Genomic DNA, 14075 nt, shown 5'->3' with positions numbered 1-14075 from the left:
CTGGCCGTGCAGCATGCCTGCTATGCGTCCGGGGGGACGGTTTTTTGCTGCCATTCCCGCACAGCAAACAGGAGTAATGCACTATATTCAAAGGCCGTGAACCACAGGTTTTCGTGATAAGGCATGGTCTGATAGGTTGCGTACGACAAGATTACCAGCCCCGACCACATCAGCGGATACCGCACCGGCACAAAAACGGCCGCAGCCACCAGCGTTGTCAGGTACCACGGATGCACGGTAGTGGCCATCAGGAAATAAAGCGTCAGTATACCTGCAAGCCGCATCAGCAGAGCCGGTTGATTCGCTTCATTCCGCCACGATAACCATAGAATACCGGCAAACGTAGTGATGGATAACATCGGGCCGATCAGCGCCACGGCATTATAGCCCAGTAGCCGGAAACCCAGCCAGCGAAACAGGTAGTAGACGCTGGCGTTAAACTCGAATTTCTGAAAATAAAGATTGAGACTGCTGAACAGATTCTGCACTAGTTCCAGCGAAAAAAACGGGATAAACAGCAGCAGCATTACCCCCAGGCTGATGACGCTGAACAGCATGCCTCTGCGCCAGCCCAGCCAGCGAATGGCCAATGGCAGCAGAATCAGCGGCAAGAGCTTGGTCGCAATGGCCAGCCCCATAGCCCCGCCTGCCAGTACCAGCCGCCCACGGATCAGGAGCCAGCCAGCCAGCAGAACAAAAAAGACCATTACGCCCTCATAATGCAGGTTGCCCGTCAGTTCCAGAATAACCAGCGGATTGAGACCGTAGAGCAACGCCAGATTCGGATTTTTGCCCGTTTCTTTCAGCAACTGTACCATAAGCCAGAGGCAACCTGTCTCAGCCAGCAGCACCGGAATACGCAGCCAGAATACTGACCCTTCAATGCTCCCGGGCGACAGCGTCGCTGCCAGCCCGAAAAGCAGCTGGTTCAGCGGCGGATAAACCGTGTAATAATTCGGCGAATTCAGGAGTTGCAGCAGCACTTCGTCCAGGCCGGAAACCGCATTTACGATCGTCCCGGGCAAATACAGGTATGGGTTAAATCCCTGTGCAACGAGTCGCCCGTCCCAGATAAACCGGAAATAATCGTCGGAAAGCTGCGGCGGGGCCAATAGCAGGAGCAGACGGAACAGGATGGCCGCCATGAACAAAAACCGGTCGGGGCGGGTGTCGTCGGTCAGGGTACGAATCCGGAGCAGGTATCCCCAGAACAGGAACAGGGCAAAGCCCGCCAGCATCGGAAATTGGCCACGGGGCGTATTATAGCCTACCAGCGCATATAAACAGGCCGACAAAATAAGCCAGCCCACACGGAATGGAGTGATGGTCATGCAATGGGTTAATCACAGTACAGTTGGATGATGACGGGTTGGTGTCGATTGCATACCATCGGCCGCACCTCAGGCAAAGTTACGCCGGCGGATGGCCATTGAATGACTCAGCGAATAAAAAAAGACCATACCAAAGCCCACCGCCAGCATCAGGTGCAGAAAGATCATCCGGAAATCGTTGAGCAGAAACGCCGACGACATGCCCCACACAAAGTAAACGGCCAGTAATCCTTCCGCAAACGTCAGCCATGAAAGGCCTTTGCCCAGGTATTTATTGCCGTTCCAGCGTTCACCGGCTTTGTTGACGTTGAACTTAGGTGTCCGGACAAACGGCGTTTTACGGCCGATATACCCTTCTACTACCGCAATCGTGTTGTGCAGTGATAAGCCCATCATCAGCGACGAATACATCGGGAAATACCAGAAAACGAGCGCTTTATTTTTGCGGGAAAGCACAAAATAGGGTAGTCCGTAGAACGTAATCAGAATGAAAAGGTTGAACTGAAAAAAGTTGATGACGTAGAAGACAAGCTCCCAGTCCGGATGATTGGCCCGGATGTAGAGCAACGGTACGCTCAGCACGCCCAGGACCAGCACCAGAATAAAGGTGGCGCTGCTGAACAGGTGCAGAAACGCATGTATTTTAACCGCCGGCGAGGTATGTTTTGCAAAGAGCACCTTGCCGAAATTCTTACGCGCGCATTCGGCGGCTCCCTTCATCCAGCGATATTGCTGTGATTTGATGGCGTTCATGGCTACGGGCAATTCGGCCGGCGACCCGATATCTTCGCGGTAACTGAATGTCCAGCCACGGAGTTGCGCCCGATAGCTCAGGTCGAGGTCTTCGGTCAGGGTATCGCTTTGCCACCCGCCCGCATCGTCGATTGCCGCCCGACGCCAGACCCCGCCGGTGCCGTTGAAGTTGGCAAAATAGCCGCCGGCATACCGGCCGCTTTGTTCGATGGTAAAGTGGGCATTCAGGCCAAAGGCTTGTAGCTGCGTCATCAGCGAATAATCTTCGTTGAGGTGTTCCCAGCGCGTCTGCACAATGCCGACCTTCGGGTCGCTGAAGTTCGGAATGGTTTTGAGCAGGAAATCGGGATCGGGCACAAAGTCAGCGTCGAAAATCGCGATGAACTCGCCGCGGGCTTCCTGTAAGCCATAAGCCAGCGCTCCGGCCTTGAAGCCCTTCCGCTCCGGCCGCCGCACATGTGTAATCGGTATACCTAGCTGCTGATAATACGCCACTTTACGGGCAATGAGCTCAACGGTGTCGTCGGTTGAATCGTCGAGGACCTGAATGTCCAGTTTGTCGGCCGGATAGCGGAGTTTCACGACCGAATCGATCAGGCGCCCGGCCACATACAGTTCGTTATAGACCGGCAACTGCACCGTAACCGGCGGAAGCTGCTCCCACGGAATGGTATCGGCCGCACGGATATTGGCCTTGCGCTTTTTCTTAGAACGCAGGTAGATGGAAATCAGACTCAGCTGCCCGAGGTTATAAACAAAGAGCAGCAAGAGTGCTAATCCATACAGTATCAGTATAATAACTTCCATGTGGTCTGGTCTCAGCTTGCCTGCCGGCAGTAGCCAAACTACCGGTATTTAAAAATCGTTGTCAGAATTTTGTATCCGGCCATGACGGTTCCCTTCACCGTTCCGGAAACCTTCGATACACCGATGCGCAGCCGGTAATTGACCGGTACTTCGGTGGTTTTCAGGCCTTTTTTGGCGGCTTTCACCTGCATTTCTACCGTCCAGCCATAATTCTGGTCCCGCATGTCCAGCGCCATCAGGCTACTGAATTTTATGGCCCGGAACGGACCCAGATCGGTATACCGCACACCATATAGCCACCGCAGCAGCCTCGTTGCCAGCCAGTTGCCAAACAGCTGCTGGGGCGTCATGGAACCGCGCTGCCGGTTGCCCAGTGCCCGCGACCCGATGACCATATCGGCCTGACCGGTCAGGATCGGGTCGATCACCTGCGGCAACTGCTCCGGATAATCGGAATAGTCAGCATCCAGAAAAACGACAATGTCTGGTTTTGGTTCACGATTCTGAGCGTAGGCGATACCCCGCAGACACGCACGGCCATAGCCCTGCACGGCTTCATGCAGCACGGTTGCTCCCGCCTGAGCCGCTACCGCCGCCGTCTGATCGCGTGAATTGTTGTTTACGACGATGACTTCCTGCACCCACGCGGCCGGAATTTCGCGCACCACCTTACCAATCGACCGCTCTTCGTTGAAGGCGGGAATAATCACAACAATTTCAGGACGCGCCAAAATAGTGCTTTTGATGATTCAGGCTGTAAAAATGAGAAGAGTTCGGTCAATAAAAAAGATATCTCTGAATCGTCATCCATATCCGCAGCGGGTATTTATGCCTTTACTTACCGTTTCCGGAATCTTGTAGTCTTTACATGAAAAGCATAACCTTAAGATCAACAGAACCTACCATTAACCTGTTTTATATGTCAATATAACCACATAACGCTTACAGTCCGGTGACGCCGGTTTGCTTTATCAGTCTCAATACAGTAACAAATCATATGATTTATTACTTGATGGACAACTTAAGAAGAGCAGAAAACTTACTGATATCACAAAAGATGCCCATCGAAGTAATAAGGTGAAATCAGGTAATTAACCATAAAGAAGTACTATGTTTCAGGAAAAAATAACGATGTACGGCGCAGCATGGTGTCCGGACTGCCGGCGTACCAAAGAGTTCTTAGAACAGAATCAAATAGATTTTGAATACATTAACGTAGATGTTAGTCCGGAAGCATCGGCAGTCGTAGAAGAAATCAATAATGGTAAAAGAATCATCCCCACCTTGATTATTGCGGGGCGCCCCTATACAAATCCTCAAAACCATCAGCTCGCAAAAATTACAGGAGTCAATAAACAGGGAAAAATTATCGTTTTCGGGGCTGACTGGTGCCCGGACTGCCGACGGGCAAAACGCTTTTTACAGGACAATCAAATTAACTTTCAGTTTGTTGATGTCGATACCACACCGCAAGCTGCTGGCTTTGTGATGAACATTAATAACGGCAAGCGTATTATTCCGACCATTCTGATCAATGATACTGCTTATACCAATCCGTCTAATGCCGTCTTAACCGAAGTACTGGCATTAGACAAAGCCGCCGATGAAAGAATCTATGATGTGGTGATTGTAGGTGGCGGGGCAGCAGGATTAACTACAGCCATTTATGCTCAGAGGGATAAGTTTGATACCCTGCTCTTAGAAAAAAGGAATTTAGGAGGTAATGCCTTTATTACTAAAAAGATAGAGAACTATCCGGGGTTTAAAGAAATATCAGGCCCTGAACTTATGGATAAGATGGCAGAACAAGCCCTTACGCTAGGTACAAAAATAGAAACAGGCGTAGATGTTACGTCAATCGAAAAGTCAGATGATTTCTTTAAAATATATACCGGGACGAACACCTATAAGGGTAAATCTGTCGTGATTGCTACCGGAAGTACTTACCGGACACTGGGAGTCGAAGGCGAAAACGAGCTGATTGGTTCAGGTGTGCATTTCTGTGCTACATGCGATGGCGCATTTTACAGGGATAAAGAAGTTATTGTGATAGGAGGCGGCAACAGCGCTTTGGAAGAAGGAATGTTTCTGGCAGGATTTTGTAAAAAAGTAAGTATTGTTCATCGTAGTGAACGCTTCTCTGCGACCGAAACCTACATCGAAAAACTAGCTGCTTTTTCAAATATTGACGTATATCTGAATCATGCGGTAACGGCATTTCATGCCAACACCAAAGGAATATTCCAGTCCGCGACGATAAAAAATAATCAAACCGGAAGTACCATGACGCTGTCCGCAGACGGCGTTTTCATTTTCGTTGGATTACAACCAAACACCAGACCTTACGAAAGCCTTCTGAATCTCTCTCAAAGCAAACATATTCTAACGAAAGGACTCAATAAAACTAATGTTGACGGCATCTTTGCGGCAGGCGATGTGCGGTTTGGCGCAATTGCCCAGGTAGCTGCCGCCACAGGGGAAGGCGTAGTGGCAAGCTATGGCGTAAGAGAGTATCTGACACGATAAATTATAACTTCCCGTCAGCCGTGTTAACTTCTGACGGGAAGTGTTTTTTTCCAAAAAGGCCTCACGTTTTCTCTAAAACGGCAACCCTGTCAGATCAACATCAGATAAATACCTGATATTGCAGCACCAGCTGACCACGGCGGCCCGTGGGAGCAAGTTTGGTGCCTTCGGCCTGATAGACCGGCCGGTTCTGGTAATCGAGGGATAGCTTGCTGTTATGACCGCGGATGAGGTAGTTCACGCCGAGATTCCAAACGCCGGCCGTTTTCGTCAGCCGTTCGTAGGAACCGAGCTGCGCCTGCGCATAAGGCATCAGCGTACCGTTGCCCGCTCCGAACAGATCCTGCTTCAGCAGGTAGCCGACCTGCGCATACATTACCTTGCCGGTACCGAACATCGGAAAGGCATTGCCCTGAATACCCGACACACCCGGCAAGGCCACCGACGAGCCGGTCGCCGGATTCATGATACCGTTGTAACGGAGATAATTCGGGCCATAGTTCATGTTAAAATAACCGGCATAGGCGCTGATGGCTGTCCCTTTCGCCTTGTTGAGGGGCATATCCAGAAACGTCGCCACCGACCACAGGTTCAGGTTTGAGTACGTGGTATCGGTGGTGCCTTCGCGGTGCCACATCGCGTTTTTCTGGGTGATAAACCCGCCTTCGAGGTTAAAAATCTTCTTTTTGCCCAGATAGGTGCCCGTCATGTAGCCGGGGCTTTGATGGCTTTCCTTATCGAAAAACTGGTAGAGCAGCAGTCCCTGAAACTGCTTTGTGTGTCCTTTCAGTGCAAAGGTCGAATAGGGCGACAAGGCCGGTGGTGCGGCCCCGTTGGTCTGAATCGGGAAGGGATCGCTGATGGCAAACCGATAATCAACCCGCCCGACCTGCCCACGGGCGTAGAGGCTCAGCTTCCGCGAGAACTCATCGGTCTGGTCGACGGTAGCCTGCGCAAACACCGGCACATCCATGGTCATAATCGTCGTTACACTCGGCTGGCTAAACCGTGACAGCCCGTTGACGACCGTCAGACCGGCCCCGATTTTCAGGTAGTCCTTGTTTTTAAAGACCAGATATTCCCCCACCGCATCGTGGAAGAACGCCTGCACCTTCCGGTTCGACGGGGTCCCTGCCGTATTGAATGCCGGAAAGCCATTCTGGTAATTGAAGTTATTCATGCCGAACTGGAAGTACATAAACACCCGGTCGTTCAGTTGTCCGAACAGTTGTATCCGCGTCCGGCGCAGGCCAATGTCAAACGTATTGTCTTTGGGCGTACTGACAACCGTCGTCCCCGGATTACTCTGATTCAGCCGCAACCAGGCCTGATTCAGAAAAGTAACCTTAAAGAAATGGGATCCGGACTGATTCAGGGTATACTTCAGCTCCGATTTGTCGGCACCAGACGATGCCGGACCGGACGGTACCTGGGCAAACCCAACCGAACTACTGATGATAAAACAAGTGAATAGAAGGTATTTCATGCGAACGGGCTTTATACACAAAAAGGAGCTGGTTGTTTCAACCAACTCCTTTTCAAAAGGCTTGTGAATGGTCTGTCCAAAATTAGGGGACTTGCTTCACGAAACTGTTAAAAAATTATTGAATTCCGCTTAAAAGCGGATTAAATAATGATCATTTTACCCATTCGCAATCGGGTTGCAGCCATTCCTGACCCGGATCAATCGGCTGACCATCCGGCGGTGTCAGCGTTGGTGTCAGCGGTACACTGTCCGGATTTTCTTCGTACTGGCGGATAATCCAGCCCATAAAACTCTGCGGATACGTCTGTTTAATCTGCATTAAGGCTTCGTGAGCAGCGGCGCGGGCCGGTACATCATTTTCCTTATTTACGGCCAGCTGAATCAGATGCTCGACCACTTTCTGCTGTACCATCCGGCGGATATCCCCCGCGTAGGTTTTATCCTGTTTCTGGGCAGCAAAGGTCTTCGCATCCCCGAACGTCGCCGTCACCAGCGCGCTGATTACCTTATCCAGTCCCGGCAGTTTGGCATCAAAGGCCGGCTGCCGCGCCAGACGCGCTGCCCGGTCAGGGTTTAGCAGCAGGCGGATAGTCATGCCGGCAGCCGCTTCCGGCGGGCCAAGCGGATCAAACGAAAGACCCGTGTGGCGTTTGAATACCTCGCGCGGGTTTGGATTATACCGGAACGCGCGCGGCGGAATCTGCTTCAGCACGGCATCCGGCACCGCCAGAAACTGCGGCGTCAAGGTCGACAACAGCGCATTCAGCGCTTTCGTCTGATCATCGGCCGACACAAAAGAAAGCACCGGCTGCCCGTCGCCACGTAAGGCATTGGTGTAGTTCATGCCGCCCAGTACCTTCGCCGTGGCTTCGGTCTGGAAGCGGTGGAACATATACATCGGCACAAACACCTCTTCGAGTGTTGCCATCGGCGTTCCGACCGGAATTTTCTTCTCGTTAAAGTTGCTCAGCACCACTTTGCGGAGTTCCGAGACGCGTTTCAGCTCGTCGGTCGCATCAGCGCCGTTGTCCCACAAGTGCGTTTTCGGGTGAACACTCCCCTCCGGCCGCGCATCCTGATCGGTTAGAAACGTCAGGCCTTTGGCGTGCATCTGCTCAACGACTTTCGTCAGTTCTTTTTTCTCGTCGGCACCGTCAGGGAAATGCTGATAGCCGTAGATGATGCTCCACTTATCGTAATCGCCGATGCCGAGCGCATAGGCATCCGACAGGTCAACGGTTGCGCCCTTGAGCTTAGCCACCATGTGCGGATAATCCATTACCGATGCCCGCGCCTGGGTGCTGGCCACATAGTTGTGCGGCAAACCAAGCGTATGCCCGACTTCATGGGCCGCCAGCTGACGCAGACGGTTCAGCGACATTTTCATCATCTCGGAGTTGTCATTGAAATCGGCGGGCGGCGTTTCGCCTTCAAACTTACCCACGAGCCCCTGCGCAATCAGGTAATCCTGCCGGACACGCAGCGAGCCCAGGGTTACCTTGCCTTTCAGGATTTCGCCCGTGCGCGGGTCGATCACGCTGGCCCCATACGACCACCCCCGCGTCGAGCGGTGTACCCACTGCACGAGGTTATACCGGATGTCCATCGGGTCGGCGTCGGCCGGTAACAGTTTTACCTGGAACGCATTCCGGTAGCCAGCCGCTTCAAAGGCCTGATTCCACCAGGCCGTTCCTTCGAGCAGTGCTGTCCGGATCGGCTCCGGCGTACCAGGATCGAGGTAATAAATAATTGGTTTTACCGGATCGCTGATGGCCGCTTTCGGGTCTTTTTTCTCCAGCCGGTGGCGCGAAATGTAACGTTTCATGATCGGCTGGCCAACCGGCGTTGCATAGTCGAAATACTCAATGCCGCCGTAGCCGATGCGCGGGTCAAACTCCCGAACCTGATACTTGTTATCAGGCAGCTGCACAAACGAATGGTGCTGGTTTACGGTCACCATCGTCGCTGTCGGCACCACCGAGCGCAGGTATTGACCGGCATTATCGCCGGTAAAAGTAGTCGTAACCTCAAATTCGGTGTTTTGCGGGAAGTTTTTGGTATTCGGCAAGTACATCACGCTCCGGCTTTGGTCCATCCGGAAGCTGCCCTGACGGGTTTGAGTGATGGCCTGCGTGACCCCGACGGCATCCTGCATCAGGAATGGCGTCAGATCAACCAGTACGCGGCCCCCCTCTTCGGCCACCACATCGAAGCCCCAGTGAACCGATTTGGCAAATGACTCCTCTACAGCCCGGCGCTCCAGCGGGTCATTGGTGATGGCCCGGTAGCGCGAGTTGCCCTCTGTGAGCAGCACTTTGGGGCCGGTACGCTGGAATTTAACGACGTGTTCATCGCCAAGCCGGCCACGGTCCAGCCCGATATCATTGGAGCCAACGCCCTGTGCCAGCGACGGGAAATACAGAAATTCAGTATCGAACTGACCGATTTCGAGGTATATCTTACCTTTTTTAGCATCCCAGTAAAACGGCATGAAGCCATCTTTTTTATCCATCCCAGCCGTGAAGGCCGCAATGGTCTGGGCAGAAACGGAAAGAGCAAAAAGAGAAAAGCAAATTGTCAGGAATGCAGTAAAGCGGGTCGGGTATCGTGTTTTCATGCAGCAGTTTGTTAACTGCCGAATATAGTAAAAACCGAATAATGTTCCGTTATTTAGCGCTTCCCTGTGGCTTTAATCGTGTTTTTTGTAAAAGGAGTGCTATGGTGTCACTCCTCCAGAATGGCCACAACGCGGGCGGGGGCAGCGGAGGCCCCGACAATTTTCAGCGGGAAAACGCACACTTTGAAGCCCGAGACCGGCAACGCACCAAGATTGACCAGCTGCTCAATGTGGCAGTATTCCTTTTCGCGCCCGACCAGATGTCCCTCCCAGAACAGATCCGGATTATGGGTGGTTTTGGCCTGCTCAATCATGTAGCGCAGCGGCAGGTCCCATCCCCACTGATCAATACCCATGATCTTAATACCCTGATCAATCAGCCATTCCGTCGCCTCCTTACTCATGCCCGTACCCACCTCGGCAAACTCTTTGGTGCCGTTGAACCGGTCGCGGCCGGTCTGAATCAGTACGATCATGCCGGGCCTCAGCACCGCCTTCGTGCGGGCCAGCTCAGCGTTCAGGTCATCGACCGTAATAGGATCAAAATCGGCCTTGTGGGTCATATCAAGTTTCAGGCCATCCCCGTAGCACCAGTCCAGCGGCACCTGATCAATGGTCTTGGCAGGCTGCCCGGCAACGGTGGGGAAATAATGCCAGGGCGCGTCGATGTGCGTAGTAGCATGCACGCCCATGTGCTTGATCGTATCGTCGGCCCAGCCCGAAAAGCCCGGCGGAAACAACCGGAACGGCAGGCCCAGAAACCGGATCAGCCAGCGGGCGCTGCTATGGGCTTTATGTTTGATTTTTACCCGCATAAACCACGGGTCCTGTGCATTAAACTGAATAGGTTTCGAAAGGTCAATGATACGGGGCATAGGGCAGTTAACAACCGGAAATAGCCGAAATATACAGTATCTTAATGCACGAAACTGTACATAATTTCTGAAATGCCGCTGCTCAGTCCGGTATATCATCCGAACTTGACTAATTCCTGCACAAAATTGCCTTTTACTAACACTTTATAGTAAGATCCGTGTATTTTTGTTATAGTCACCTTGTTCCTCAACTATTCATCGTATGCATTACTGGTCCGACATACGAGTCCGTTATCTAAGCCTTTTCTCTGCTGCCGGCCTGCTTGCGTCGGCGGTCTGGTTTACCGCCTGTAACCGGCATACCGAGAAACCTGCCGAATTACTGGCTCTGGACAATACCTTGCCCAAAACCGTCGATTATAACCTGCACATCAAACCGATTCTGTCTGACCGGTGCTTTGCCTGCCACGGTCCGGATAAGAACAAGCAAAAAGCAGGGCTACGGCTCGATATTGCCGATAATGCCTACGAAAAACTGGAAAGCGGCAACCGCGCCATTGTTCCCGGCGACGTGGACGGCAGTGAGCTGTACCACCGCATCATGAGTTCCGATCCGGAGATGATGATGCCGACGCCGGAATCGCACCTGTCGCTGAGCACGGAAGAAAAAGCCTTGCTCGTGCGCTGGATTGAACAGGGAGCGGAATATAAACCACACTGGTCGCTGGTAGCCCCGACGATGCCGGAACTGCCCGTTGTCAATAACAACGCGTGGATACGCAACGACATCGACCGGTTTGTGGCGCAAAAACACGAAGAAAAAAAGTTGAAACCAGCGCCAGAAGCCGATAAAACGACGTTGCTCCGCCGCGCCAGCCTCGACCTGACCGGCCTGCCCCCCACCACCGGCGAGGTCGACGCCTTCCTGGCCGACAAATCGCCGAACGCCTACGAAAAGGCCGTTGACCGGCTGCTGGCCAGTCCGCACTTCGGCGAACGGCAGGCCAGCGACTGGCTCGATGTGGCCCGGTATGCCGATACCCACGGTTATCAGGACGACGGCTTACGCACTTCCTGGCCGTACCGCGACTGGGTCATCAGCGCCTTTAACCGGAATCTGTCGTACGACAAGTTTGTGACCTGGCAGCTGGCCGGCGATATGCTGCCTACCCCCGAACACCCGCGTCCGACCCGCGACATGCTGATTGCTACGGCCTTCAACCGGAACCACCAGCAAAGTCAGGAAGGCGGTATTGTCGATGAAGAGTATCGGGTCGAGTACGTAGCCGACCGCACCAACACCTTTGGCAAGGCCTTTCTGGGCCTGACCGTTGAATGCGCCCGCTGCCACGACCACAAGTATGATCCGATCAGTCAGAAGGATTATTATTCGTTGTACGCCTTCTTCAACAGCAACAACGACCGGGGGCAGATCCCGTACAACGGGGAGGCCGCACCGACCATTACGCTCCTGTCGAAAGATGCCGAAGCCAAAGTAAAATACATTCAGAAACAGCTCCGGCCGGTTGAGCAGCAGCTCAATACCAACCGCCCCGAATACCAGCAGCGTTTCGGGCAATGGCTGGCCGGGGCAGCCCAAAAACCGGTTTCGACTGATAAGCTCGGCCTGATTGCCCACTACACGTTTGACGAGGCCGACCGCGTCAATTTTAAGGAATTTGCGAAGCAGGAAGAAATCCGGAAAAAGCAGGAACAGGAGAAAAAGAAACAGGAAGAGGCTTTGCGGGCTGCCGGTAAGCTGAAACCCGAACCACCGAAAGAGCCGGAAAAACCAAAACGTAAATCATGGGCTGAGCTGGAAAAAGACCCGCGCAACGCCTTTAAAAATACGGTTAATGACACCATCCCGGCCCGGTTGAGCGGCGATATGGAGCGTTTTCCGAAATCGGTGCCGGGGCGCTTCGGTAAAGCCCGGTATCTCTTCGGCGACAGCCAGATTCAGTTGCCGTATGAATTCGCCGTTTTTGAACAAAACCAGCCGTTTACGCTCAGTGCCTGGTTCAACCTGTCGAAACCGGGACTGGAAGGGACACTCATGGGCCGGACCGCCGGACCCATGGACGGGCAGCGTGGTTATGAGGTCGACCTCCTGAAAGACGGCCGCGTTAAGGTAATGCTGAGCCATGTATGGCCCAATAATGCGCTTGATGTCGAAAGCATCGATAAAGTCCCGGTTAAGGAGTGGTTTCAGATTGCGATGACGTACGATGGTTCCGGCCATACACGGGGCGTGAAACTATACCTGAACGGCAAACCCATGGAAACGCGGGTAATTACGGATAACCTGCACCACAGCATTATTTACGGCAAAAATAAAACCCACTGGGCCCAGCACTCGTTCTACGTCGGCCGCATGCACGACTATTACCTCAAGGACGTGGCTGTCGATGAGCTGAAAATATTTGACCGCGCCCTGAGTCCGATTGAAATGCCACGCCTGGCCGGAAAACCGGACGCGCTGCTGGAAGCGCTGCGGACACCGGCCGACGACCGGACTGCCGAACAACGTGCAGAGCTCTATAATTTTTACGTATCGACCCTTGATGGCGGCTATAAAAAAGCATACGCCGAAGCCATGAAACTGCGCGGTGAGTCGATGGAGATCTTTACCAATTCGGATCAGGTGATGACCATGACGGAGCGCAAGTTTCCGCGGCAGACGTTTATTCTGAAGCGGGGAGCCTACGATGCGCCCGGCGACGAAGTACAGCCGAATACACCCGAACAACTGCTTAAATTTTCCGGCGATGCCCCGAAAAACCGGCTCGGCCTGGCCCAATGGCTGCTTGATAAGGAGAACCCGCTGTTCAGCCGCGTGATCGTTAACCGCATCTGGCAACAGTATTTTGGCCAGGGCCTGGTGAAAACCAGTGATGATTTCGGCAATCAGGGTAACCTGCCGTCGCACCCCGAACTGCTGGATTACCTGGCGGTTACGTTCCGCGAGAGCGGCTGGAACGTGAAGGCGCTACATAAGCAGATTGTTATGTCGGCCACCTACCGCCAGTCGTCGTCGGTACCGGAACCTGTTCGCGACAAGGATTATGACAATACCTTCCTGACGCGCGGAGCGAGCTACCGGATGTCGGCCGAGCAGGTCCGGGACAATGCTCTGGTAGCAGGCGGCCTCCTGAGCCGGCACATCGGCGGTCCCAGCGTACGGCCCTACCAGCCGGCAGGTATCTGGGAAGCACTGGCGACACGGAATGCGGTCAAATACATTGAAAGTCAGGGCGACAGCTTGTATCGGCGGTCGCTGTATACGATCTGGAAACGGTCTTCGCCGCCACCGATGATGCTCAACTTCGACGCGGCTGAGCGGCATACCTGCACCGTCCGCCGTCAGAAGACATCAACACCCCTACAGGCACTGGTGACACTCAACGACCCGCAGTTTGTCGAAGCAGCCCGTGCGCTGGCCCAACATACCCTGAAAACGTATCCGGCAGCGGGAGGGCAACCTTCGGAAGCTGCTATCTCGTATCTGTTCAAAGCCATCATCAGCCGCCCCGCCCGACCAACGGAGGTAGCCCTGATGCAACAACTCTACGCCGAAGAGCTGCGCGATTTCCGCGCGAATCCGAAGCGGATCGCTGACCTGCTGACCGTTGGCCGGCACGCTGTCGACCGGCAGCTTCCGCCGGCCGATGTAGCTGCCCTGACCATTGTGGCCAGCACTGTTATGAATTTCGACGAAGCCATTATTAAACGATAAGATC

8 protein-coding genes are annotated in these 14075 nt (G+C 53.4%); 2 read left to right on the top strand and 6 right to left on the bottom strand.

The window, feature by feature from the left end; all coding sequences use genetic code 11:
• Positions 1-20: 20 nt before the first annotated feature.
• The 3 genes from BLX24_RS04830 to BLX24_RS04820 all read right to left on the bottom strand — a co-directional run bounded on the left by BLX24_RS04830 (position 21) and on the right by BLX24_RS04820 (position 3622).
• Positions 21-1331 (bottom strand): MptA/MptB family glycosyltransferase, encoded by a 1311-nt coding sequence (locus BLX24_RS04830; protein WP_071501962.1) that lies wholly within the window; start codon positions 1329-1331, stop codon positions 21-23.
• A 69-nt stretch (positions 1332-1400) separates the two neighbouring features.
• Entirely contained in the window at positions 1401-2891 is a 1491-nt protein-coding gene (locus BLX24_RS04825; protein ID WP_071501961.1) for a cellulose synthase family protein, read from the bottom strand.
• 38 nt (positions 2892-2929) lie between these two features.
• Entirely contained in the window at positions 2930-3622 is a 693-nt protein-coding gene (locus BLX24_RS04820; protein WP_071501960.1) for a glycosyltransferase family 2 protein, read from the bottom strand.
• 379 nt (positions 3623-4001) lie between these two features.
• On the opposite strand from BLX24_RS04820, the gene BLX24_RS04815 reads away from it, so the two are divergent.
• Positions 4002-5417, top strand: a complete 1416-nt coding sequence (locus BLX24_RS04815; RefSeq protein ID WP_083421805.1) for an FAD-dependent oxidoreductase — start codon at positions 4002-4004, stop codon at positions 5415-5417.
• 100 nt (positions 5418-5517) lie between these two features.
• On the opposite strand, the gene BLX24_RS04810 is transcribed toward BLX24_RS04815, so the two are convergent.
• From BLX24_RS04810 to BLX24_RS04800, 3 genes are all read right to left on the bottom strand, one after another.
• A complete protein-coding gene (locus tag BLX24_RS04810; RefSeq protein ID WP_071501959.1) occupies positions 5518-6903 on the bottom strand; it encodes a hypothetical protein in 1386 nt (461 codons plus the stop codon).
• A 151-nt stretch (positions 6904-7054) separates the two neighbouring features.
• On the bottom strand, positions 7055-9520 hold the full coding sequence (locus BLX24_RS04805; RefSeq protein ID WP_071501958.1) for a zinc-dependent metalloprotease: 2466 nt from the start codon (positions 9518-9520) through the stop codon (positions 7055-7057).
• A 107-nt stretch (positions 9521-9627) separates the two neighbouring features.
• A complete protein-coding gene (locus tag BLX24_RS04800; protein ID WP_071501957.1) occupies positions 9628-10395 on the bottom strand; it encodes a cyclase family protein in 768 nt (255 codons plus the stop codon).
• A 202-nt stretch (positions 10396-10597) separates the two neighbouring features.
• Between BLX24_RS04800 and BLX24_RS04795 the strand changes: the two genes are divergently transcribed.
• A complete protein-coding gene (locus BLX24_RS04795) occupies positions 10598-14071 on the top strand; it encodes a DUF1553 domain-containing protein (protein ID WP_071501956.1) in 3474 nt (1157 codons plus the stop codon).
• The last annotated feature ends 4 nt before the right edge of the window (positions 14072-14075 follow it).

Origin of the sequence: Arsenicibacter rosenii (assembly GCF_001870735.1) — a bacterium.
GTDB classification, from domain to species: Bacteria; Bacteroidota; Bacteroidia; order Cytophagales; family Spirosomataceae; genus Arsenicibacter; species Arsenicibacter rosenii.
This window is presented reverse-complemented; position numbering and strand designations above follow the sequence as displayed.

Excerpts from the sequence above, each read along its gene's own strand:
- BLX24_RS04810 (WP_071501959.1), bottom strand. The coding sequence starts at position 6,903 with ATGAAATACCTTCTATTCACTTGTTTTATCATCAGTAGTTCGGTTGGG.
- BLX24_RS04815 (WP_083421805.1), top strand. The coding sequence starts at position 4,002 with ATGTTTCAGGAAAAAATAACGATGTACGGCGCAGCATGGTGTCCGGAC.
- BLX24_RS04830 (WP_071501962.1), bottom strand. The coding sequence starts at position 1,331 with ATGACCATCACTCCATTCCGTGTGGGCTGGCTTATTTTGTCGGCCTGT.
- BLX24_RS04795 (WP_071501956.1), top strand. The coding sequence starts at position 10,598 with ATGCATTACTGGTCCGACATACGAGTCCGTTATCTAAGCCTTTTCTCT.
- BLX24_RS04805 (WP_071501958.1), bottom strand. The coding sequence starts at position 9,520 with ATGAAAACACGATACCCGACCCGCTTTACTGCATTCCTGACAATTTGC.
- BLX24_RS04825 (WP_071501961.1), bottom strand. The coding sequence starts at position 2,891 with ATGGAAGTTATTATACTGATACTGTATGGATTAGCACTCTTGCTGCTC.
- BLX24_RS04800 (WP_071501957.1), bottom strand. The coding sequence starts at position 10,395 with ATGCCCCGTATCATTGACCTTTCGAAACCTATTCAGTTTAATGCACAG.